This is a genomic window from Pseudoxanthomonas broegbernensis (genome assembly GCF_014202435.1).
GTDB lineage: Bacteria > Pseudomonadota > Gammaproteobacteria > Xanthomonadales > Xanthomonadaceae > Pseudoxanthomonas > Pseudoxanthomonas broegbernensis.
The window spans coordinates 102,113-124,906 of record NZ_JACHGU010000004.1; the positions used below are offsets into that span (position 1 = coordinate 102,113).

Annotated in this window: 20 protein-coding genes; 8 read left to right on the forward strand and 12 right to left on the reverse strand. The window is 71.3% G+C overall.

The features are described 5' to 3' along the window. Nucleotides 1–3 precede the first annotated feature (3 nt). From HNR76_RS09630 to oleC, 3 genes are all read right to left on the reverse strand, one after another. Nucleotides 4–162: a DUF1328 domain-containing protein gene (locus HNR76_RS09630; RefSeq protein ID WP_162310627.1), complete on the reverse strand. Its 159-nt coding sequence runs from the start codon at nt 160–162 to the stop codon at nt 4–6. 69 nt (nt 163–231) lie between these two features. Then, nucleotides 232–1,239, reverse strand: coding sequence for a 2-alkyl-3-oxoalkanoate reductase (gene oleD, locus HNR76_RS09635; protein WP_162310626.1), 1,008 nt, complete (start codon nt 1,237–1,239; stop codon nt 232–234). Further along, on the reverse strand, nt 1,236–2,921 hold the full coding sequence (oleC, locus tag HNR76_RS09640) for an olefin beta-lactone synthetase (RefSeq protein ID WP_162310625.1): 1,686 nt from the start codon (nt 2,919–2,921) through the stop codon (nt 1,236–1,238). Before oleC ends, oleD begins: the two co-directional genes overlap by 4 nt. A gap of 259 nt (nt 2,922–3,180) precedes the next feature. Between oleC and HNR76_RS09645 the strand changes: the two genes are divergently transcribed. After that, nucleotides 3,181–3,609: a YkgJ family cysteine cluster protein gene (locus HNR76_RS09645; protein WP_162310624.1), complete on the forward strand. Its 429-nt coding sequence runs from the start codon at nt 3,181–3,183 to the stop codon at nt 3,607–3,609. Between the two features lie 32 nt (nt 3,610–3,641). Here the strand turns inward: HNR76_RS09645 and HNR76_RS09650 are convergent, their stop codons facing one another. The 4 genes from HNR76_RS09650 to HNR76_RS09665 all read right to left on the reverse strand — a co-directional run bounded on the left by HNR76_RS09650 (nt 3,642) and on the right by HNR76_RS09665 (nt 9,141). After that, nucleotides 3,642–4,559, reverse strand: coding sequence for an alpha/beta fold hydrolase (locus tag HNR76_RS09650; protein ID WP_162310623.1), 918 nt, complete (start codon nt 4,557–4,559; stop codon nt 3,642–3,644). A gap of 66 nt (nt 4,560–4,625) precedes the next feature. Further along, nucleotides 4,626–5,642 carry a 3-oxoacyl-ACP synthase III gene (locus tag HNR76_RS09655; protein WP_162310622.1) on the reverse strand — a complete coding sequence of 339 codons (1,017 nt, stop codon included), beginning with the start codon at nt 5,640–5,642 and terminating at the stop codon, nt 4,626–4,628. Nucleotides 5,643–5,738: 96 nt separating this feature from the next. Then, nucleotides 5,739–6,062 (reverse strand): DUF4156 domain-containing protein, encoded by a 324-nt coding sequence (locus tag HNR76_RS09660; protein ID WP_162310621.1) that lies wholly within the window; start codon nt 6,060–6,062, stop codon nt 5,739–5,741. A 217-nt stretch (nt 6,063–6,279) separates the two neighbouring features. Beyond that, a complete protein-coding gene (locus tag HNR76_RS09665) occupies nt 6,280–9,141 on the reverse strand; it encodes a M16 family metallopeptidase (protein WP_162310620.1) in 2,862 nt (953 codons plus the stop codon). Nucleotides 9,142–9,381: 240 nt separating this feature from the next. On the opposite strand from HNR76_RS09665, the gene HNR76_RS09670 reads away from it, so the two are divergent. From HNR76_RS09670 to HNR76_RS09700, 7 genes are all read left to right on the forward strand, one after another. Next, nucleotides 9,382–9,753: a hypothetical protein gene (locus tag HNR76_RS09670; RefSeq protein ID WP_162310619.1), complete on the forward strand. Its 372-nt coding sequence runs from the start codon at nt 9,382–9,384 to the stop codon at nt 9,751–9,753. An 82-nt stretch (nt 9,754–9,835) separates the two neighbouring features. Further along, nucleotides 9,836–10,312 (forward strand): tRNA (uridine(34)/cytosine(34)/5-carboxymethylaminomethyluridine(34)-2'-O)-methyltransferase TrmL, encoded by a 477-nt coding sequence (trmL, locus tag HNR76_RS09675; RefSeq protein WP_162310618.1) that lies wholly within the window; start codon nt 9,836–9,838, stop codon nt 10,310–10,312. 447 nt (nt 10,313–10,759) lie between these two features. Continuing rightward, the gene (locus HNR76_RS09680; RefSeq protein WP_162310617.1) at nt 10,760–13,765 is read left to right on the forward strand and encodes a TonB-dependent receptor; all 3,006 of its coding nucleotides are present in this window, start codon (nt 10,760–10,762) and stop codon (nt 13,763–13,765) included. A 112-nt stretch (nt 13,766–13,877) separates the two neighbouring features. Then, entirely contained in the window at nt 13,878–15,410 is a 1,533-nt protein-coding gene (locus tag HNR76_RS09685; RefSeq protein WP_162310616.1) for a tryptophan halogenase family protein, read from the forward strand. 292 nt (nt 15,411–15,702) lie between these two features. Then, nucleotides 15,703–16,209: a YciE/YciF ferroxidase family protein gene (locus HNR76_RS09690; RefSeq protein ID WP_162310615.1), complete on the forward strand. Its 507-nt coding sequence runs from the start codon at nt 15,703–15,705 to the stop codon at nt 16,207–16,209. A 268-nt stretch (nt 16,210–16,477) separates the two neighbouring features. Further along, complete coding sequence (locus tag HNR76_RS09695; RefSeq protein ID WP_162310614.1) at nt 16,478–17,038, forward strand: OmpO family porin; 561 nt, start codon at nt 16,478–16,480, stop codon at nt 17,036–17,038. Between the two features lie 243 nt (nt 17,039–17,281). Then, complete coding sequence (locus HNR76_RS09700) at nt 17,282–18,298, forward strand: LysR substrate-binding domain-containing protein (protein WP_246429089.1); 1,017 nt, start codon at nt 17,282–17,284, stop codon at nt 18,296–18,298. A gap of 27 nt (nt 18,299–18,325) precedes the next feature. On the opposite strand, the gene HNR76_RS09705 is transcribed toward HNR76_RS09700, so the two are convergent. Genes HNR76_RS09705 through HNR76_RS09725 form a run of 5 tightly spaced genes read right to left on the reverse strand, consistent with a single transcriptional unit; the run spans nt 18,326 to nt 22,789 of the window. Then, nucleotides 18,326–18,883 carry a peroxiredoxin gene (locus HNR76_RS09705; protein ID WP_162310613.1) on the reverse strand — a complete coding sequence of 186 codons (558 nt, stop codon included), beginning with the start codon at nt 18,881–18,883 and terminating at the stop codon, nt 18,326–18,328. Further along, the gene (locus HNR76_RS09710) at nt 18,880–19,458 is read right to left on the reverse strand and encodes a YceI family protein (protein WP_162310612.1); all 579 of its coding nucleotides are present in this window, start codon (nt 19,456–19,458) and stop codon (nt 18,880–18,882) included. Before HNR76_RS09710 ends, HNR76_RS09705 begins: the two co-directional genes overlap by 4 nt. Nucleotides 19,459–19,500: 42 nt before the next feature. Then, the gene (locus tag HNR76_RS09715; protein ID WP_246429090.1) at nt 19,501–20,016 is read right to left on the reverse strand and encodes a TlpA family protein disulfide reductase; all 516 of its coding nucleotides are present in this window, start codon (nt 20,014–20,016) and stop codon (nt 19,501–19,503) included. Beyond that, nucleotides 20,013–21,788, reverse strand: a complete 1,776-nt coding sequence (locus HNR76_RS09720; RefSeq protein ID WP_162310611.1) for a protein-disulfide reductase DsbD family protein — start codon at nt 21,786–21,788, stop codon at nt 20,013–20,015. The genes HNR76_RS09715 and HNR76_RS09720 overlap by 4 nt, the downstream gene beginning before the upstream one ends. After that, the gene (locus HNR76_RS09725; protein WP_162310610.1) at nt 21,785–22,789 is read right to left on the reverse strand and encodes a cytochrome-c peroxidase; all 1,005 of its coding nucleotides are present in this window, start codon (nt 22,787–22,789) and stop codon (nt 21,785–21,787) included. Before HNR76_RS09725 ends, HNR76_RS09720 begins: the two co-directional genes overlap by 4 nt. Nucleotides 22,790–22,794 lie beyond the last annotated feature (5 nt).

The following is a 22,794-nucleotide window of genomic DNA, read 5'->3' on the forward strand; positions in this document are numbered from 1 at the left end:
GCGCTAGGCCCGGCGGCCGCGCAGCAGCGAAACCGCGCCCAGGACCAGGAACACCACGAACAGGATCCAGGCGATGTTGGTGGCGGCGCCGGCGATGCCGCTGAAACCCAGCAGCGCGGCGATGACGGCGATGACGAAGAAGACGACGGCGTAGTGCAGCATGTGAGGCGATCCCTTGGTGAGCGCCGCTCGGGGCGGTTGCCATGCATGGTGCCGGGACGGCGGTCGTCGTCAGGTGACGGCGCCCGCCCTCGCCCACGCTTCCTTCAGCCGGGCGAGTCCTTCGTCGAAGGACACCTGCGGCACGTAGCCGAAGTCGCGCCGTGCAGGCTCCATGCTGTACCAGTGCGCGGTGCTGAGCTGCTCGGCCAGGAAGCGGGTCATCGGCGGCTCGCCGCGCAGGCGCAGCAGCGGCCACAGCCGCTCGCACGCCGCGCCGATCCGGTAGGCGGCCTTGAACGAAATCGTCCTGGTCACCGGCGGCGCGCCGGCCGCGGCCAGCAGGCGGTCGAGCACCTCGCGGATCGGCAGCGGCTCGCCGTTGGAGATGAAGTACGCCTTGCCGGCGCAGGCCGCGCCAGGCTGCAGGCGTTCGAGCGCATCCAGGTGCGCCTGCGCGGCGTTGTCGATGTAGGTGGTGTCGACGAGGTTGTCGCCGCTGCCGACGATGCGCAGGCGCCCGGCGCGCGAGCGCTCCACCAGCCGCGGCAGGATCTGCGCATCGCCCGGCCCCCAGATCAGGCGCGGACGCAGCGCCACCACCGCCAGCGCGGCGTCGCTGGCGGCCAGCGCCTCGCGCTCGGCGAGGGTCTTGGTCGCCGCGTAGGGCGCCTGGAAGTCCTCGCCATAGGGCACCTCGTCCGCGCCCAGCCCCTCCACCGGATGCGTGGCGCGGTGGGTGACGCTGGGGGTGGAGGTGTAGACCAGGCGGCCGATGCCGTGCGCGCGGCAGGCCGCGATCACGTGGCGCGTACCCACCACGTTGGCCTGGAAATAGCTGTCGTAGCTGCCCCAGGCGCCGGCCTTGGCGGCATTGTGGAACACCGCGTCGACGCCGTCGGCCGCGTGCGCCACCGCGTTGGCGTCGGCCAGGTCACCGCGCACCTGGCCCACGCCCAGCGCGGCCAGTTCCGGCGAGTGCCGGCGCTGGAAACTGACCACCTCGTGCCCGCGCGCGCGCAGTCCGCGGCACAGCGCCAGGCCGAGGAAACCGCCGCCGCCGGTCACCAGGATCTTCATCGGGCCTCGCCTTCCTGTTTGTTTCCCTCCCCGGCGCCGCGCGCGAGGGGGGTGGAAGCGGCGGCCCATCGCGCCAGCGCCTCGCGCCCGATCTTGGCGTTGTGGCGGATGTCGACCGGGAAGCCCGGATGGCGCAGGAACCGGCCGATGCGCGCGGTATGCGGGTGGCGCGCGCCGATCTGCCGCAATTCGTCCTCGATGCGCGCGAACCCGGCCGCGCGCACGCCCGGCGCCAGTTCCACGCACAGCACCGGCACCTGCGCGCCGGGCGCGCCGACGCCGACCAGCGCGGTGCGGCGCACCTGCGGATGCACGTTGAACACCGGCTCGGCCTGTTCGGTGTACAGCGGGCCATCGGCCGCCTCCACCCGCTGGGTCTTGCGGCCGCAGAACCACAGCCGGCCCTCGGCGTCGAAGTAGCCGACATCGCCCATGCGGTGGACCACGCGCACGCTGCCGTCGGCCCGGCGCTCTGCGATCTTGGCCGCGCGCGTGGCCGCCTCGCGGTTGAAGTAGCCGTCGGTGGCGGTGGGGCCGGCGACGGTGATCTCTCCCACCTGCCCGGGCGCCAGTTCGCGCACGCCGGACCAGTCGGCGATGGGCGCATCGTCGATGGCGACGATCCGGACTTCGTTCGGCGGCACCGGGCGGCCCACGCAGGTGCCGGCGCCGGCCTCGGTGGCCGCGCGCGTCCGCTCCAGCTCGCGGCCCTCGATCACGGCCACCGGCAGGCACTCGGTGGCGCCGTAGGGCGTCCAGAACTGGGCATCGTCCGGCAGCAGCGCGCGCATCCTGGCCACCACCTCCGGCGGCACCGGCGCACCGGCCGAGGTGACCCGGCGCAGCGTCGGCAGCGGTGCGCCATGGTCGGCCAGCACCTTCATCAGCGCCGGCGAGCCGAACAACTGGGTCGCGCCGAAGCGGGCGATGGCCGCATGCAGCTTGCGCGGGTCGGCCCGCGCCGGGCGCGTGGGGTCCATGTCCGGGATCACCGAGGTCAGCCCCAGCGCCGGGTCGAACAACGCGAACGGCGGGAAGGTGGGCAGGTCCACGCCGCCGGCCTGGATGCCGAAGGCCTGGCGCATCATGTCGATCTGGGCGACGAAGTGGCGATGGCGGTAGACCACGCCCTTGGGTACGCCGGTGGAGCCGCTGGTGAACAGGATCGCGGCGACCTCGTCCGGCGCGGTATCGGCCAGTTGCGGGCCCGCGGCCGCGCCGGCGCGCTCGATCCTCGCCAGGGTGGTCCCGCCCCAGCCCCAACGGCGGCCGACCGTGACCAGGCACCGCGCCGACCGGGCCCATCCCAGCGCCAGGCGCGCCACGTGCGCCAGCGGGATGCCGACGAAGGCCTGCGGCCGCGCCTCGTCCAGGCACTGCTTCAGCGCGCGCCGGTCGATGCCCGGATCGACCAGCACCGGCACCGCGCCGGCCTTGAACAGGGCGAACATCAGCGCGAAGAATTCCGGCGAGGGCCGCACCATCACCACCGTGCGCATGCCGCGGCCGATGCCGTGGCCGGCCAGGCCAGCGGCGAGGGCGTTGCTGCGCGCGTCCAATTGGGCGTAGGTCATCACCAAGGCGTAGCCACCATCGCGCCCGGGGCAGTGCATCGCCACCCGGTCCGGCGCCGCGGCCGCCAGCCGGGGCAGCGCCGCGGCGATGTTGCAGGGATCGCTCATGCCCGGATTATCGCCCGCGCCGGCCACGGCGGGCAGCGCGCGCAGGCGGCGCCAGGAAGATGCGCCGCACGGCGGGCGGCGGCACGCGCATGGCGGCCGTGCATGGCCGAACCCGGCCGGCATTCACAGGCACGGCCCGGTCCGCCGCACCGGCGCCCGGCCGCCCCGGCCCGGCCCGGCCCGCCTCTTGCGCATCGGGCCGGGCCGGAAAAGAATCCGCGATCCTTCCCCCGCTGCTGCCGCGCAAGGCCCGGCTCCCATGCACCCCTGCCTGACCTGCGGCGCCTGCTGCACGCAGTACCGCGTCGCCTTCCACTGGATGGAATCGGACGAGTTCGCCCAGGGCGGGGTGCCGGCGGAGCTGACCGAGCGCTTGGACCCGCACCGGCTGTGCATGCGCGGTACCCGTTCGGCGCCGGTGCGCTGCGTGGCCCTAGACGCGGAGATCGGCGTGCGCTCGCGCTGCAGCATCCATCCGCATCGCCCGTCGGTGTGCCGGCAGGTGGATGCGTCCTGGGAATTCGGCGCGCCCAGCCCGCAGTGCGACCGCGCTCGCCTCGCCCACGGGCTGCCGGTGCTGAACGCCGGCGACTGGCGCTGGCGCGACGACGCCGGCAACGACGACAGCCATCCCGACGACAACGGCAACAGCCCTTCCTCGCCGCCGCTCACCCCGATCGCCGCATAGGCCGGCGGGCGGGCGGGGCCGTGCGCCCGGGCCTACGGCGTGGGCGGATGCGCATCGAGGAACGCGCGGATCGCCGGCACCAGCACCTCGTGCTTGTCCTCCAGCACGTAGTGGCCGGCATCGTCGAAGGCGTGCACCTGCGCCTGCGGCAGGTCGGCGCGGAAGCGTTCCAGGAAGTGACGGTCGAACACGAAATCCTTCAGCCCCCAGCCGATGAAGGCCGGGCGGTCGGCGAAGGACGGCAGCGCCTTGCCCGCCGCCTCCAGCAGCGGCCAGGCCGCATCCTTAGGCGACAGCGGGATGTCCTGCATGAAGCGCACGGTGGAGATGCGGTTGTTCCACGAGTCGTACGGGGCCACGTAGGCGCGGCGCACCTCGGGGGGCATCTTCCGCCTCACGCCCAGGTGCGAGGCCCCGGCGGAGAACGCGTTGAAGGTGCGGATCAGCACCTCGCCGACGAAGTAGTCGCGGCCCAGCGCGATCTGCCAGGGCATCGCCTTGGCCGCCGGCATCGGGAACGCGGCGGTGTTGAGGATCACCAGCCGCCGCACCTGCGCGGCGTGCGCCAGCGCCCAGCCAAAGCCGATCATCCCGCCCCAGTCGTGCACGGCCAGAGTCACCGGGGTGGCGTCGTCGATGCCGGCGTGGCGCAGCAGCGCCTCCAGGTCGTCCACCCGCGAGCGCAGGGTGTAGTCGTAGCGCGGCGTGGCGGCGAGCCGGTCGTCCGGCTTGTCGGACAGGCCCATGCCGACGTGGTCGGGGACGATGACGCGGTACGTGTCCGCAAGCCCGGCCACCAGCGTGCGCCAGTAGTAGCTCCACGACGGGTTGCCGTGCAGGGCGACGATCGCTTCGCCGTCGCGCGGGCCTTCGTCCAGGTAGGACATGGCGATGCCCGGACGCACCTCGAAGCGCTTCGGGCCGGGGGGGTAACCGGGAAAGTCCGTCATGGCCTCCACCTGTGCGAAGGGCCGGACGGGCCGGCCCTCGCGCTCACTTCCGGCGCGCGTCCCGCATCACCACTCCACCTCGGCCATCGAACAGTTCAGCCCGGAGCCGATTCCCAGCAGGGCGATGCGGTCGCCCTTCTTCAGGCGGCCCAGCTCCTTGAGCTTGCTCAGCACGATCGGCACCGAGGCCGGGCCGATGTTGCCGTGCTCGCCGAAGATGGTCATGACCTTCTTCGGGTCCACGCCCAGCGACTTGATGAAGGCCTGGGTGTGCGGGCGGCTGACCTGGTGGATGACGAACTGGTCCAGCTCGTCCACCGCCCAGCCCAGCGCCAGCTTGGCCGCGGCGAAGGTCTTGGTGGCCAGCTTGATGCCCTCGATCAGCAGCAGCCGGGTGTCGGTGACCATGCGGTCCAGGTTGCCGCGGCACAGTTGGTTGAACTCGGTGGCCGAGCGGGTCACCCCGCCCTTGTAGCGCGGCGCGTCCGGGACCAGCTCGCGGCGCGCCAGCACCATCGCCGCCGCGCCGCTGCCCAGGGTCAGGGCGGCCATCTCGTCGCGGAACTGCTGCTCGGTCATGTCCGGGGAGGCCATGCGCTCCAGGGTCTTCTCGTAGACCAGGTTGGCGGTCTCGCCATCGACCACCAGGGCGTAGTCGATCTCCCCGCGCTCCAGCATGCGCGCGGCGATGTCCATGCCGTTGATGAAGGCCAGGCACGCGTTGGCGACGTCGAAGGTCATGCACTCGTCGCCGACGCCGAGGTTGCCGGAGACGATGGACGCGGTGGAAGGCTCCAGGTAGTCGCGGCTGACCGAGGTGTTGACCAGCAGGCCGATCTTCTCCACGCCGATGCCGGCGTCGATCAGGGCCTTGCGCGCGGCCAGGGTGGCCACGTCGGACGCCTGCTGGCCGTCGTCCCACATGCGGCGCGCGTGGATGCCGGCGATGTCGCCGAGCACGTCGATGCGGATGCCCAGCCGGTCCAGCGTCGGCTTGAGCCGTACGTTGATTTCCTGCGAGGTCAGCGTGTGCGGCGCGTCGATGTGCGCAAGTCCCGCGATGGAGACGTTCTTGAAAAGCATGGCAGGGGCGCGCCGATCGGCGAAAGGGCCGACAATTCTACCGGTTGGCCGTGGTTACCGCACCTTCGAGTACGGAAGCGCCGGGGCGCGGGCCTCTCAGGGGGCGCAGCGCCAGGCGGCGAAACGCTGGCTGCCCGCGGCCGGCTCGCCCAGCGGCTGCAGGACGTTGGCGCCCAGGCCGGGCGCCTCGTTGCGCGCCAGGGTCTCCAGTTCGTCGCGGACCTTGACCGCATTGCGCTCGTACAGGGCGACGTTGTGCTTGACCGAAACCTCGATGTCGCCCTGCTTGGCGCAGCCGGCCGGCGCCGCCCCGGCGGGGATCACGCGCACCGCCCGGGCCTCGGGCTGGAGCGATACCCAGGTGCAGGCGGCCAGGGGAACGACCAGGAGGAGCAGGACGGGCAGGCGGAAAATCGACATGGATCGGGTCCCGGGCGGTGAAGAGGCGGTCGGCCGCAAGCCTGCCGGCCGACGGATGAATGATGTCCGAGCGGGAAGCCCGTGGCAAAGGCCGGCCGCGCCGTCGCACCGTCGCACCGGCGACGGCGACGGCGACGGGCCGGAGGCGCATTCCTGCGCGAACCTGCGCCTCGGCCAGCGTCGCCGATGCGCAGCGCCGGCCTGGCGGACGCCGCGCCTATTCCGCCGCGGCCGCCGGCCGGCCGTCCGCGTCCACCACCCGAACCTCGCCCAGGCCCAGCGCGCGCACCGGCTGCTCGACCTGCTTCAGGTCGCCCACCACCACCCAGACCAGCCGGTCCGGGTCCAGGGCGGTGGCGGCCTGCTTCACCTGGTCCACGGTCAGGCTCTCGATCTCGGCCTTGCGCCGGACCACGTAGTCGTCCGGGCGGTCGTAGCGGACGATGCCGCCGATGGCGCCCATCACCGCGCGACCGGTCTCGTAGGCGCCGGGCAGGCTGCGGATCTCGGTGGCCTGGATCTTGGCGACCTCGGCCGCGCTCGGCGGCGCCTTGCCGCTGGCGTACTGGCGCACCTCGCGGTCCAGCTCGGCCAGCGATTCGGCGGTCCGGTCGATCTGCACCGGGGCGAAGGCCATCCACGGCCGTTGGCCCAGCGCGCCGGAGGCGAAGCTGTAGGCGCCATAGGCCCAGTGCTTGTCCTCGCGCAGGTTCATGTTCAGGCGCGAGGAGAACTCGCCGCCCAGCACCGAGTTGGCCACGTCGAAGCGGATGCTGCCCGGGTCCTTGGTCGAGGGCACCACCTGGCCGGCGAGGAGGGTGGCCTGCACCGCGCCGGGCTGGTCGATCAGGTAGACCGCCGGCCGGGCCGGGCGCTGCACCGCCGGGATCGCCTCGGCGGCGATGGCCGGGGCGCCGGCCTTCCAGTCGCCGAAATGCTTCTCCAGCAGCGGCACCACCTCCGCCAGGGTGGTATCGCCCACCACGATCAAGGTGGCGCCGTCCGGGCGCACCCACTGGCGATGGAAGGCGGCCAGGTCGTCGCGGGTCAGCGCGGCGATGGAGGCCTCGGTGCCGCTGCCGCTGAACGGGATCGCATAGGGGTGGCCTTCGCCGTACAGCAGCGGCGGCAGCACGCGCTGGGCGGCGCCGTTCGGGCGCGCTTTCTCCTGGGCGATGCCGGCCAGCCAGGTGGCGCGCACGCGGTCGATCTCCTTCTGCTCGAAGCGCGGGCGCCGCAGCATGTCGGCGTACAGGCCCAGCGAGGCGTCCAGGTTCTCCTTCAGCGCCGACAGCGAGGCGTTGGCGCCGTCCAGCGAGGCGCCGGCGGCAAGGCTGGCGCCCAGCGACTCGGCGCGGTTGGCGAAGCCCAGGGCGTCCAGCTCGCCGGCGCCCTCGTCGAGCATGGCCATGGTGAAGCTGGAGGTGCCCAGCTTGCGGCCGCGGTCGGCGGCGAAACCGCCCTTGAACTCGTAGCTGAACTGCACCACCGGCACCGCGTCGCGACGGGCCAGGATCACCGCGGTGCCGTTGCTCAGCGTGGCCCGCTCCAGCGCCGGGAACTTCAGGTCCGGGAAGCGCTCGGGCATCGGCACGCCGCCGCTGCGGTCCACCTTGCCATCGGTCGTGGCGTATTTCGCGTCCGGCCTGGGCAGATCGAACGGCGCCGGCGTGGGCGAGGGCTCCTCCTCCAGCACGGTGCGCTCGCCCGGCAGCACCACCAGGGTGTGCGAGCCGTCGCCCAGCCAGGCACGGCCGGCGCGCTGGAGGTCGGACGCGGTGGCGCGCTCGATCGCCGCCAGGCTGTCGCGGTAGCAACCGGGATTGCCGGTATAGACCGCGCATTCGGCCAGCGCATCGGCCTTGCCGCCGAAGCCGCCGATGCGCTCCACCCCGCGCACCACCTGCGCCTTGAGTACGGTCTGCGCCTGCTGCAGTTCGGCGGCGGTGGGGCCTTCGGCCAGCAGCCGGGCGATCTCCTCGCCGATGATCGCCTCCACCCGGGCCGGGTCCACGCCCTGCTTGACGTCGGCGCTGACGTAGAAGGTGGAGGCCAGCTCGAACGGCTGCACGTAGGCGCTGACCTTGTCGGCCAGCTTCTCGTCGAACACCAGGCGCCGGTCCAGGCGCGAACTCTTGCTGCCGCCCAGCACCCGGGCCAGCACCGTCAGGTATTCCAGGTCGGTACTGCCGTAGCGGTCCACGCTCCAGGCGCGGTAGATGCGCGCCTGCGGCACCTTGTCGGTCATGGTCGCGCGCGTGGCATCGCGCCGGGCGGGACCGGCCTGCACCCGCGGCAGGGCCGGGCCGGCGGGAATGCCGCCGAAATAGCGGGCGGCCTTCTCCCGGGCCGTGGCCAGGTCGATGTCGCCGGCCAGCACCAGCACCGCGTTGTTGGGGCCGTACCAGGCGCGGAACCACTGCTTCACGTCCTCCAGCGAGGCCGCGTTGAGGTCGTTCATCGAGCCGATGGTGCTGTGGTGGTACGGGTGGCCCTTGGGGTAGAGGGCGCGGTAGATCTCGTCGTCGGCCTGGCCGTAGGGCTGGTTCTCGCCCTGGCGCTTCTCGTTCTGGACCACGCCGCGCTGCTCGTCCAGGGTCTTCTGGTCGATCGCGCCCAGCAGGTGGCCCATGCGGTCCGACTCCATCCACAGCGCCAGGTCCAGCGCGGTGGTGGGCACGTTCTGGAAGTAGTTGGTGCGGTCCAGCCAGGTGGTGCCGTTCATGTCGGTCGCGCCGACCAGCTCGAACGGCTCGAAGTATTCGCCCGGGTGGTTCTCCGAGCCGTTGAACATCAGGTGCTCGAACAGGTGGGCGAAGCCGCTGCGCCCGGCCGGCTCGTCCTTGCTGCCCACGTGGTACCAGACGTTCACCGCCACGATCGGCGCCTTGCGGTCGGTATGCACGACCACGCGCAGGCCGTTGGGCAGGGTGAATTCCTCGTAGGGGATCAGCGCCTGCGCGGCGCCGGCAGCGGCGTCCTTGGCCTTCGCGGGCGGGGGCGCCAGCGCCGCCAGGCCGAGCGAGGCGGCGATGGCCAGGACCAGGGCGGCCGGACGTGGCCTGCGGGATACCGTCATGGTGGCGCTCCTTGCATGAAAGGGGTTGGGCCGATCCTAACCAGCGCCCGCGGCCTCGTGCATAGGCCACAAGGCATGCCGCCGGGCCGGCGTCTCCTCCACGGCGGGTGCGCTGGCCGGATGCGCCGGCTGAACCAACCCCCAATCGCACTCCCGGCAGCGGTCGAGGGGCTTGCGCTCACCATGTTCTGGTGTTTTACTTTACTACAACACCACCTCTCAAGAACACGAGAACGCATAATGAACGCCCAAGCAGCCAAGATCCTGTCCCTCGCGCTGGCCCTGTCGCTGGCCGCCCCCTCCCTGCTCGCCTCGGCCGCCGAACTGCGGGTCGACCACGTGGTCGACCTGCCGGCGGTCCAGGTCCGGCCGGACGCCGCCACGCCCAGGGTCGACCACATCGTCACCCTGGAGACCGTCCAGGTCCGCCCCGATGCCCCGCGGCACGCCGCGCTGGCGTCGGTGCGCGAGCGCGTGGTCACTCTGGCCACCGTCTACGTACGGCCCACCGCCAAGCAACTGGCCGAACATGCGGCGACCCTCGCCGCCCGCCAGGCCGGGACGCTGACCACCCACCTGGCGTCGGACCTGGCCAGGCAGGCGCGCCCGTAGCCATCGCGCGATGCCGCACCCGCCGGCCGGACGTCACGGGCGGCGGCGGGTTCCCACGGCGCCCTTGGCTAGAATGGGCCGGATGCACGCGCCCGTCTTCGACGTCCTGCTGTACCAGCCCGAGATCCCGCCCAATACCGGCAATGCGATCCGGCTCTGCGCCAACGCCGGCGCGCGGCTGCACCTGATCGAGCCGCTCGGCTTCCAGATGGACGACAAGCGGCTGCGCCGCGCCGGCCTGGACTACCACGAGTTCGCCCGGGTGCGGGTGCACGCCAGCCTGGCGGCGGCGCTGAACGCGATCCGGCCGCCGCGCCTGTTCGCCCTGAGCACCCGGGGCCAGGTCCGCTTCGACCGGCCCCGCTACGCCGACGGCGACGCCTTCCTGTTCGGCGCGGAGACCCGCGGCCTGCCGGCCGACGTGCTGGAGGCGGTGCCGCAGGCCCAGCGCCTGTGCCTGCCGATGCGACCGGACAACCGCAGCCTCAACCTTTCCAACGCGGTGGCGGTGGTGGTGTTCGAGGCCTGGCGGCAGGCCGGCTTCGCCGGCAGCCGGTAGCGCCGGCTTTCCCTTCCCGGCATGCGTCTCTTCCCCCGGCTCCGGCCTGCCGGAGCGCGGCCGGGCGTGGCTTGTCCACCAGAAGATACCGTTATCATTTTTTGCTTCCAGCGCTGTCAGTACCTTGGCGTCTGTTGGCGGTGGAAATGGGCTCGGACGACAGCGGGAACGGTCCGCCGCGGGGCTCGGATGGTGGAATTGGAAGTTCCACTTAATATATAAAAATCAATTACTTGAATTAAATTTTCGGGGGTTTTGCGCAAAATTCCTGCTGCAACGCACCATCCTGAATCGATGTTAGCGGTACATCGTTTGTTTCTACGTCGTATTCCCTCCTTACGTTTGACAACGCTGTCACGGTTGTTTCCAAATGCGGCCGCGCGGAGACGAACGGTCCGCGCCATGACAACTCAATTTCTATTCGTGTATCCCGGGGAGGGACGTTTCATGAAGCAGTTGCACGCCATACCCAAGAAGCGGCTGTTGACGACCGCCTTGCTGCTGGCACTGGCATCGCCGGCCATCGCGCAGGAGCAGCCGTCCGCGGCCGCCGGCCCGCAAGGCGAGATCAGCGAACTGGACACCGTGGTGGTCACCGGCATCCGGGCCAGCCTCGAGTCGTCGATGAACCTCAAGCGCGATTCCCAGGGCCTGGTCGACGGCATCGTGGCCGAGGACATCGGCAAGTTCCCGGACACCAACCTGGCCGAATCGCTGCAGCGCATCAGCGGCGTGTCGATCGACCGCAACAACGGCGAAGGCTCGCGCGCCACCGTGCGCGGCGTCGGCCCGGACTTCAACCTGGTGCTGCTCAACGGCCGGCAGATGCCGACCGTCACCGGCGGCCGCGCCTTCGAGTTCAGCAACCTGGCCTCCGAGTCGGTCTCGGCGGTGGAGGTCTACAAGACCAGCCGCGCCGAGAACCCCACCGGCGGCCTGGGCGCGACCATCAACATCAAGACCGCGCGCCCGCTGGAGAACCCGGGCACCCGCGTCAACGTCGGCATGAAGGGCGTGTGGGACACCTCCGACGACGACATGCCCAAGCGCGTGCGCGGCGATACGGTGACCCCGGAACTGTCCGCCATCTTCAGCACCACCTCGGCCGATGGCCGCTTCGGCGCTGCGGTCAGCGCCAGCTACCAGGAGCGCGACTCCGGCTCGGCCCGGGCCCACGTGGCCGCCGGCTGGCGCGAGTTCATCGACACCCCGCAGGCCAGCGGCGAGGGCGGCGGCTCGATGCTGCCCCTGCCGGGCACGCCCGGTTCGGAGAACATCACCAACCGCCCCGGCCCCAACGACGTCTACGGGCTGCCGCAGAACCTGGAGTACGTGGTCACCCGCACCCAGCGCCAGCGCACCAACGCGCAGGTGACCCTGCAGTGGGCGCCGACCGACAACCTGACCGCCACCCTGGACTACACCTACGCCCAGAACAAGGTCCAGGCGCAGTCCAACAACATGTCGGTGTGGCAGGGCTTCAACCCCGATTCCAGCACCTGGACCTCCGGGTCGGGCGCCTCGCCGGAGGTGCTGCACGAGTCCTATCCGTGGATCACCGACTTCGCCAACGGCGCCTCGGACACGGCCACCCGCTACAAGAGCGACTCGGTCGGCCTGAACCTGGCCTGGGACGTGAGCGACAACCTCAGCCTGGGCCTGGACTACCACCATTCCGAGGCCACCAACGAGCCCGACGGCCCGTACGGCTCCAACAACGTGGTGGCCGCCCTGGGCAACTTCCGCCTCGGCAACACGCTCGACTTCAGCCGCGACTTCCCGGTGCTGACCATCGACATGCTCCCGGGCATGACCGAGGTCGACCCATCGATGATGATGGTGGCCGGCTCGATCTTCGGCGCCGGCTACCAGCACGCCGAGATCGACCAGGCGCAGGCCAGCGGCGAGTTCCGCTTCGGCAACTACTCCAAGCTGAACTTCGGCGTGGCCGCGACCGACTACAAGAACCACTCGGCCAGCACCAACGTGCAGTTGGACACCTGGGGCGGCGCCACCAATCCAGGCGACTATCCCGACGAGGTGTGGCCGCTGGCCCACATGGGCGACTTCTTCAAGGGCCTCAGCGGCCATGACGACCCGGCCTTCAGCGACGGGTTCTTCCTGTACGACTTCAAGACCATGCGCGACCTGGCGGAGAAGGCGTGGGTGGCCAGCGGCAAGGGCATCGCCGCGGACTACTGGCCCACCTTCGACTACAGCTTCGCCGGCACCCAGGTACCCGGCACCGCCGCCAACCGCTCCAACTCGGTCAGCCACGTGCGCGAGAAGTCCAAGAGCGTCTACCTGCAGTGGAGCAGCACCTTCGACTGGGCGATGCCGGTGGACATCGCCGCGGGCGTGCGCTGGGAGAAGACCGAGGTGGAAGCCTCGGCCCAGCAGTCGGCGCCGTCGGGCATCGACTGGATCTCGGAGAACGAGTTCGTCATCCGCTACAGCGGCTCGGAGTTCCGCTCCCTGGGCGGCAAGTACGACTACGTCCTGCCCAACCTGGACATCGCCCTGAACCTGACCGGCGACATGAAGCTGCGCGCCAGCTACGGCGAGACCATCGGCCGCGCCAACTGGGGCGATCTGAACCCGGCGCTGGGCGTCGGCGGCCAGACCCGCTACGACGGCGGCAACGGCGGCTCGGGCAACCCGGCGTTGCTGCCGCTGGAATCGCGCAACATCGACCTGTCGTGGGAGTGGTACTACGGCGATTCGAGCTACCTGTCGGTGGGCTACTTCCACAAGAAGATCGACAACTTCATCGCCCGCCAGGTCAGCACCCAGACGCCGTATCCCAACCTGCACACGCCGTCCGGCGGCGCCTACTGGGACGCGGCGATCGCCTCCGGCTGCACGCCCGCCAACCGCGTGTGCATCCGCGACTACATCTTCGCCAACTACGACGGCCAGCCCGGCGTCGACGCCGCCGCCGGATCGATCAGCGGCCTGCCCAGCGACCCGCTGGCCGACTTCAAGATCGACTATCCGGTCAACAACCGCTCCGACAAGCTCGACGGCTGGGAATTCAACATCCAGCACGTGTTCGGCGATTCCGGCTTCGGCCTGGCGGCCAACTACACCCTGGTCGACTCCGGCCTGACCTACGATGCCGGCCGCCTGGGCACGCAGTTCGCGATGACCGGCCTGAGCGATACGGCCAACCTGGTCGGCTTCTACGACAAGGGCCCGTGGCAGGTGCGTGCGGCCTACAACTGGCGCGACAAGTTCCTGGCCGGCCTGGGCTCGACCCCGACCTACGTGGAGGCCTACGGCCAGATCGACCTGAACGTCAGCTACCAGGTCAACGACCACCTGTCGCTGTCGGTGGAGGGCATCAACATCACCGACGAGAGCACCCGCGCCCACGGCCGCAACAGCCGCCAACTGCACAACATCACCCAGTTGGGGCCGCGCTACATGTTCGGCCTGCGCTACAGGTTCTGATCGAAGCGTCCTCAGCACCCGCCGCCGTGACCTCTCCCGGCACGGCGGCGGCTTTCCCGGACCGCCGTCCCCCTACGGCGGTCCGCCTTTTCCCGGGGGAACGGGAGACACCATGAACGCGAACGATGTCGCCGCGGTGCCCGACCGGCCGGTCAGGCGCGTGGTGATCGCCGGCGGCGGCACCGCCGGCTGGATGGCCGCCGCGGCCATCTCCAAGGTACTGGGCGAGGCACTGGAGATCGTCCTGGTCGAATCGGAGCAGATCGGCACCGTCGGCGTCGGCGAGGCCACCATCCCCAGCCTGACCACCTTCCACCGCCTGCTGGAGATCGACGAGCGCCAGTTCCTGGCGGCCGCGCAGGGCACGATCAAGCTGGGCATCTCCTTCGAGAACTGGCGCACCCAGGCGCACCGCTACATCCACGCCTTCGGCAACACCGGCCGCGACCACTGGAGCGCCGGCTTCCAGCATTTCTGGCGCCGCGGGCGCGAACTGGGCCTGGCCGGCGGCTACGAGGAATACTGCATCGAGCTGCAGGCCGCGCTGGAAGCGCGCTTCGCGCACCTGCCCGACCATCGCATGCACTACGCCTACCACCTGGACGCCAGCCTGTACGCGCGCTTCCTGCGCGCGATGAGCGAGCGCCACGGCTGCCGGCGGGTGGAGGGCAGGATCGTCGAGGTCCTGACCGACCCGGAATCGGGCTTCGTCACCGCCCTGCGCCTGGAGCACGGCGAACGGGTCGAGGGCGACCTGTTCGTGGACTGCACCGGCTTCCGCGCGCTGCTGATCGAGAAGACCCTCGGGGTCGGCTTCGAGGACTGGTCGCACTGGCTGATCAACGACCGCGCCATCGCCGCCCAGACCACCGCCGTGCGCGACGCGGTGCCCTACACCCGCGCCATCGCCGGCAAGTGGGGCTGGCAGTGGCGCATCGCCCTGCAGCACCGGGTCGGCAACGGCATCGTGTACTCCAGCCGCCACGTCGGCGACGACGAGGCCAAGGCGCACTTCCTGGCCAGCGTGGAGGGCGAAATCATCAAGGAACCGTGGCCGGTGCGCTTCCGTCCCGGGCGCCGCCTGCAACTGTGGAACCGCAACTGCGTCGCCCTGGGCCTGGCCGGCAGCTTCATCGAGCCGCTGGAGTCCACCACCATCCACCTCATCCAGCGCGGCATCACCCGCCTGGTGCAGTCGTTCCCGCACGTGATCCGCCAGGTGGGCATCGACGAGTACAACCGGCGCATGGCCGACGAGCTGGAGCACGTGCGCGACTTCGTGGTCCTGCACTACCACGCCACCGAGCGCCGCGACACGCCCTACTGGGAATACGTGGCGAACATGCCGCTGCCCGACACCCTGCGCCATCGCATCGAGCTGTTCCGCCAGACCGGCACCGTGTTCCACGTGCCCGGCGAACTGTTCGCCGAGGATTCCTGGGTCCAGGTGCTGCTGGGCCAGGGCATCGAGCCGCGCGAATACCACCCGGCCGCCGACGCGCTGGAGGAAGCCGAACTCAAGCGCTTCCTCGACGACAACCGCCGCTATGTGGAAGGCACCGTGCGCCGGTTGCCCACGCACATGGACTACCTGCGCCGCTACGCCCCCGCGGCGGTGCCCGAGGCGGTGGCACGGGCGCACTGAAACACCCGCGCAGCGACCGGATGGTGGGGCGTGGGAACCGCCTGCGGCCGGGGGCGCGATGGGCCGTGCGGCGAATGCGCGCGGCCCGACAGGCCCGGACGCGCGGCCGGCCCCGTCGTGCCGTGCCGGCTGCATCCGCTGAACGGACGCACCGGCCATGCGGCCCGCCCCTGGGTTGAACATCCCCTTCACCGGCAATGGACCCGGCGCCAATGCGCGCGTCGCTAGCGTGGGCCGCGTTCCGTCCCCCCTGGAACGCCCCTTCAGCCGACCGACCCCCCGGGAACACGCCATGAGCATCAAGACCATCGAAGAACTGTTCGTCCACGAACTGTCCGACATCTACAGCGCCGAGAAGCAACTGACCAAGGCCCTGCCGCGGCTGGCGCGCGCGGCCGACGATCCCGCCCTGGCGGACGGCTTCCGCACCCACCTGGCCGAGACCGAAGGCCAGATCGAGCGCATCGACCGCATCGTCGAGATCCTCGACATCCGCCTCAAGCGGATCAAGTGCGCGGCGATGGAGGGCCTGGTGGAAGAAGGCAAGGAGATCATCGACTCGATCGAGGCCGGCCCGCTGCGCGACGCGGCGCTGATCGGTGGCGCGCAGAAGGTGGAGCACTACGAGATCGCCGCCTACGGCACCCTGGCCGCCCTGTCCAAGCAGCTCGGCTACAAGGACGCCCTGCCGCTGCTGCTCGACACCCTTGAGGAAGAGAAGGCGACCGACAAGAAGCTAACCCTGCTGGCCGAGCAGGGCGGCAACCAGCGCGCGGCGCGGGAACGCAAGGCCGCCTGAGCCGCGCGGCGGCGCGAGGACGTCCATCGCCGCGCCGATGCCGTCCGTGACGGACGCATCGGCGCGGCCTTGCGTTTGCGTTCGGCCCGGGCATCCGGGCCTGAAAGTTCCCGGATCGCCGCCGCAATTCATGTACCGGTCAGTTCTGAATTCAGGCGAGGTTGCCGTGGTTCTCGAATAATCCACATGCCCTCCGGCACCCCTCCCCCGCGGAGGAATGCATCGGGGCCGAGACAACCACAACAACTAGAAAGCGAGTCAACCCCCTATGAAGAAGAACACTTCCGTGCTCGCCCTGGCCCTGCTGGCCACCCTGCCCTTCGCCGCCTCCGCCGCCGAGGGCGTGTCCTACAACTACGTGCAGGGCGGCTATGCGGCCACCGACACCGACGGCGGCGACGCCGACGGCTGGGGCGTGGACGGCTCGGTCGCCATCGCGCCCAACTTCCACCTGTTCGGCAGCTACAGCAACCAGGAGATCGACCGCACCCCCATCGATTTCGACCAGTGGCGCGTCGGCGTGGGCTACAACCGCGAGATCGCCCCGCGCGCCGACCTGGTGACCCGCGTGGCCTACGAGAAGTTCGACGCCGGCCGCGGCTTGGACTACGACGGCTGGAGCGCCGAGGTTGGCGTGCGCGGCGCGCTGGCGCGCAACTTCGAAGGCTACGCGATGGCCGGCTACGAAGACGGCGACGAGTACGACGGCGAGTTCTACGGCCGCCTCGGCGCGCAGGTGAAGTTCAACCCGAACTGGGGCGTGAGCGGCGACGTGAAGTTCGTCGACGGCGACACCCAGTGGTTCGTGGGCCCGCGCTTCACCTGGTGATCCGCACGCGTTCGACGCGCAGGTTCAGGGCGGTCCTCTCTCCCCTGCCCCGGGCCTGCGCAACCTTTCTGGCGTGTTCCCTCCCCCACGCCAGTCCCCGGAGCCCGGCGCATGCCGGGCTCTTTTTTTTCGCGCTTTTCGCGGCGGCCGGCGCATAGTCCGGATGCTCATTTCGTGATGAGCATCCGGCATCCCGCCGGCGGATGCGCGCGCATCGCGCTGTGCCAGACTGCGGTGGATGGCATGCATATCCAAGACCGCGCGGCGATGACCCTCACCCAGCTCCGCTATTTCACCGCGATCGTCGATGCCGGGCTGAACATCACCCTGGCGGCCAAGAAGGTCCATGCGACCCAGTCGGGCCTGTCCAAGCAGATCAAGCTGCTGGAGGACGAACTGGGCTTCCTGCTGTTCACCCGGCGCGCGCGCAGCCTGTCCGCGCTCACCCCCGCCGCCGCCCGCGTGCTGGAGCATGCGCGCCCGCTGCTGGCGCATGCCGGCAACATCCGCGCGCTGAGCGAGAACCTGCGCCGGGAAACCGAAGGCGAGCTGCACATCGCCACCACCCACACCCAGGCCCGGCACGTGCTGCCGGTGATGCTGGCCCGGCTCAAGCGCAGCTATCCCAAGATCGCCATGCACCTGGCGCCGGGCGGCGATGGCGAATCGCTGGCGCGGCTGGCGCGCGGCGAGGCCGACCTGGCCATCGTCAGCAGCAGCGGCGCGGCGCCGGCCGCCGACATCCGCCTGCCGCTGTTCCAGTGGGAGCGCGTGGCCATCGTGCCGGCCCGCCATCGCCTGACCCGGCTGGGGCGGCCGCTGCAGCTCGAGGACCTGGTGCACTACCCGCTGGTCAGCTACGAGTCCAGCCGCGAACGCGGCTCCTCGCTGCAGCGCGCGTTCGAGGCCGCGGGCCTGGAGCCGCAGATCGCGATGACCGCGCGCGACGCCGACCTGATCGCCACCTACGTGCGCAACGGCCTGGGCATCGGCATCGTCGCCGAGATGGCGATGGAAGCGATCGAGGGCGACGACCTGGCGGTGCTGCCGACCGACCACCTGCTGCCCACCTGCACCACCTGGCTGCTGCTGCGCCGCGACCGCCTGCTGCGCGACCACACCGCCGACCTGATCGCGCAGATGCTGCCGGGCGCCGATGCGCGCACGGTGCGCCGGGCGATCGAGGCCGAAGGCGAGCTGCCGCAGGCGGTCCCGCACTGGCGCGACCAGGGCAATCCTTTCCTGGCCCGGCGCCGCTGAGCGCGTGGCGGCCGCCCGCCTCCCGGGTCAGCCGCCGGCCGCGCCGGCACGGCCGATGTCGGCCAGCACCTGGGCCACGTTGGCCTGCGGGTCGACGTCGCGGTAACGGCGCACCACCGTGCCCCCTGCATCGATCAGGAAGGTCTCGCGGCGGCTGTAGTCGCCGCGGCCCTCGCGCCAGGCGAGCACGCCGTAGCGCCGCGCCGTCTCCTTGCCCGCATCCGACAGCAGCGGGAACGGCACCTGGTACTTCTCGGCGAACTCCGCCTGCGAGGCGACCTCGTCCAGGCTCACGCCCACGACCTTCGCCCCGGCCTTGCGCAGGGCGACGATGTCGTCGCGGAACGCGCATGCCTGGTCGGTGCAGCCGGGGGTGAAGGCCTTCGGGTAGAAGTACAGCACCAGCCAGCCGCCGCGGTAATCCTGCAGGCGGTGCACGCGGCCGTGCTGGTCGGGAAGCTCGAAGTCCGGCGCCGGCGCGCCGGCTTCCGGGCCGCCCGCCGGGATCGCGGCGGCCAGCGCCGCCGTCCAGAGCAGCAGCGCACCGGCGAAGGCGCGCGCGGCCGCGCACGCGCGCAGGCTCATGCGCCGGCCTCGGCCACCGCCAGCAACTGGATGCGGATCTCCAGCTCGTCGCCGATGTTGGGCAATTGCTGGACCAGGCCGAAATCGCTGCGCTTGATCTTCGTGCTTGCCTGCAGGCCCAGCGCCGGCGCGTTCTTGGCCGGGTGCGCGCCGGCCTTGTTGATCGCCGCGTCCAGCACCACCGGCCGGGTCACGCCGCGCAGGGTGAGCTCGCCGCTCACGCGCAGGCGGTCGCCCTTGACCTCGACCGAGGTGCTGACGAAACGCGCCTGCGGATGGTTGGCCGCATCGAAATAGTCCTCGCGCTGCACGCGCTGGTTGAGGCGGTCGACGTGGCCGTCGAAGCTGGCGATCGGCAGGGTCACCTCGACCGACGAGGCGGACGGACGGGCCGCGTCGTAGACCACGCGCCCGGTGGCCTCCAGCCGCGCCGACGGGCGCGCGAAGCCGAGGTAGTCCCAGCTCACCAGCACGTCGGTATGGGTCGGGTCGATGGTGTAGCCGACCGGCGCGGCGAAGGCGGCGGCGCTGGAAGCGAGCAGGACGGCGGCGGCGAGCAGGCGATGCAGGGTCATGCGGAGATCTCCGGAGCGGTGGGTGGAGGGGTGGGTTGAGGGTCAGCGGTGCAGCGCGCCCTGCCAGGCGGCCAGTTCGGCGGCCGTCAGCGGGCCGGCCTTGCTGCGCACGACCCGGCCCTGCGCATCGAGCAATACCGAGTACGGCAGCACGCCGTGCGCGTTGCCGTAGCGGGCGGAACTGCCGCTGTCGCCGTACTCGACCGCCTCGACCAGGACCGGGTAGCGGACCGGCTTGCGCGCCAGGTAGGCCTTCACGCTGCTGGCCTCGTCCAGGGCGATGCCGACCACCTGCACGCCACCGGCGCGCGACTGGGTGCCGGCGAAGGCGTCCAGCTCGGGCATCTCCTTGATGCACGGGCCGCACCAGGTCGCCCAGTAGTTGATCAGCACCGGCTGCCCGCGCCATTGCGAAAGGCTGCGGGTCTTGCCGTCCAGGTCCGGCAGGCGCAATTCGCCCGCGGCCGCCACCGCGGCCAGCGTGGTCAGCGACACCAGCAGGGCGGCGCAGGCGCGCAGCCAGCGGCGCGATACATAGATGGTGTGCCGGGTCTTCAAATCCTGTCTCCTTGCAGCGCGGCCTCGACCTGCGCGCGGGTGGGCACGGTGGACAGCACCGCGCCCTCGGCCTGGCCAGGGCGGAACACGACGTACAGGGGCACGCCGACCGCGCCGTGCTGTTCCAGGAAGCGGGTGATCGACGGGTCCATCCGGGTCCAGTCGCCCTTGACGTAGACCGCGTCGTGCCCGGCCAGGGCCTGGCGGAAATCCTCGGTGGCGAACAACCGGCGCTCGTTGGCCTTGCAGGTCACGCACCAGTCGGCGGTCATGTTCACGAACACGGTGCGGCCGCCATCGCGCAACCGCGCCAGTTGCTGCGGCGAGAACGGCACGCTGCCGTCGTCGGCCAGTTGCTGCGTGCCCGCCGGTGCCGGCGGCGGCAGGCGATGGATCTGCCACAACGGCCACAGCGCGAACAACGACAGTGCCAGCGCCAGCGGGCGCAGCGCCGGCCAGCGCGCGTAGCGCAGGCGTTCGCTGGCCCACAGCCCCAGGGCCAGCAGCAGCAGGCCGGCCAGCAACCAGCCCAGCGCATCGCTGCCGTGCTGGCGACTGAGCACCCAGGCCAGCCAGGCGGCGGTGGCATACAGCGGGAACGCGAGCGCCTGCTTCAGCGTCTCCATCCACGCGCCCGGCCGCGGCAGGCGCGAGGACAGCGCCGGCACGAACCCGACCAGCAGGAACGGCAGCGCCAGCCCCAGGCCCAGGGCCAGGAACACCAGCAAGGCGACCGCGCCGGACAGGGCGAAGGCGGCGGCCAGGGCCACGCCCATGAACGGCGCGGTGCACGGACTGGCCACCACCACCGCCAGCACCCCGGTGAAGAAATCGCCGCTGATGCCTTCGCGCGTGGCCAGGCGATGGCCGACGCCGCCGAGCCGGGTGGCGAACAGGACCACCCCGGACAACGCCAGCCCGAGCGCCAGCATCACGTAGGCCAGCACGGCCACGACCACCGGCTGCTGCAACTGGAAGCCCCAGCCCAGGCCGACCCCCGCCTTGCGCGCGGCCAGGGCCAGCGCGCCGACGGCGACGAAGCTGGCCAGCACGCCGACGGTATAGGCCAGCGCGCGGCGGCGCGCCTGCGCGGCATCCACGCCCGCCCCGGCCAGCGACAGCACCTTCAGCGAGAGGACCGGCAGCACGCACGGCATCAGGTTGAGCAACAGCCCGCCCAGCAGCGCCGAGAGCAGGATGCCGGCCAACGGCGCCGCGCCGGTGCGGGAGGCGATGGTCGGCGCCCCCCCGGAAGAAACAGCGGACGATGGTGCGGCGCGCGTGGCCTCCGGACGAACGCCACCGCCGTCCAGCACGAACGTGGCCGCATGCGGCGGATAGCAGACCAGCGGTTCGACCTCGTGGCAGCCCTGCGCAACCACGCGCAGGCGCACCGGCGCGGTGGCGTCCGCGGCCGGCGCCAGCCGCAGCCGCGCGGACACGCGCTCGCGGTAGACCTCGACCTGGCCGAAATACTCATCCTGCTTGTTCGCACCCTCCGGCAACTCCAGCGTGGCCTCGCGCCCACCGTCCAGCACCTCCACCCGGATACGGTCGCGATAGAGGTAGTAGGCGTCGGCGATGCGCCAGTCCAGGCGCAGGCCGGTGCCGTCCGCCGCCACCTGCAGGGCGAAGGCCTCGCCCACCGGCAGCAGGCCGTCCTGCCCGGCGCCGGCCTGGGCGCGCGCCGGCAGCACGAGCGTGGCCACCGGCAGCAGCGCGGCCAGCAGCGCCAGCGCCCGGGCCACGGCGCGCGGCGCCGGCCGGGTCATCGCCGCGCTCCGCGGCCGGCAGCGGCGGCGAAACGGTCGTCGGTCAGGGCCACCAGGAAGCTCTCCAGGTCGTCGATCTCGTCCGCGGTGAGCTGCAGCGCGGCCTGCATCGAGGCATCGCGCCCGTGCGCGTCCGGCACCACCCGGTCGGGGTCGTTGTAGTACTCGATCACCTCGCGCAGGCGGGCGAACATGCCGTTGTGCATGTACGGCGCGGTCACCGCCACGTTGCGCAGCGACGGCACCTTGAACTGGCCGTCGTCGGCCGGATCGCCGGTGATCGCGCCGCGCCCGCGGTCGTCCAGCGAGCCGCGGTTGAACAGGCCGATGTTGCGGAAGCGGTCGGAGGTGAAGTCCTCGCCGGAATGGCATTCGGCGCACTTGGCCTTGCCGATGAACAGCAGCCGGCCACGCTTGGCCGCAGCGCCGATGGCCGCGTCGTCGCCTTGGGCGTAGCGGTCGTAGGGCGAGTCGGTGGTGTCCAGGGTCTTCTGGTAGGCGGCCAGCGCGCGGCCCAGCGTGCGGGCCGTCGCCGGTCCGCCATAGGCGGCCTCGAAGGCCTGGGCGTAGCGGGGATCGTCGTTGAGCCGCCGCAGCGCGTCGGCGATCGGCAGGTCCATCTCCAGCGGGTTCTCGATCGGGAAGATCGCCTGGTCCTCCAGGGTCTCGGCGCGCCCGTCCCAGAACATGGAAGTGCGCCCGGCGCTGTTCATCACCGTCGGCGTGTTGCGCGTGCCCAGGCGGCCGGCCACGCCGGGGCTGACCGCCACGTCGTCGGCGAAGGCGTGCTCGGGCTTGTGGCAGGAGGCGCAGCTCACCGTGCGGTCGCCGGACAGCACCGGGTCGAAGAACAGCCTGCGCCCCAGCTCGGCGCGCGCCTGGCGCGGATCGTCCGGCAGCGGCAGCGGCGCGTCCTGCGACGTGGCCCCCAGCCACGGGGCCGCCAGGATGGCGGCCGTGGCCAGGGCGACGGCGAATGGAAGGGGAAGGCGTGCGGACACGGGGG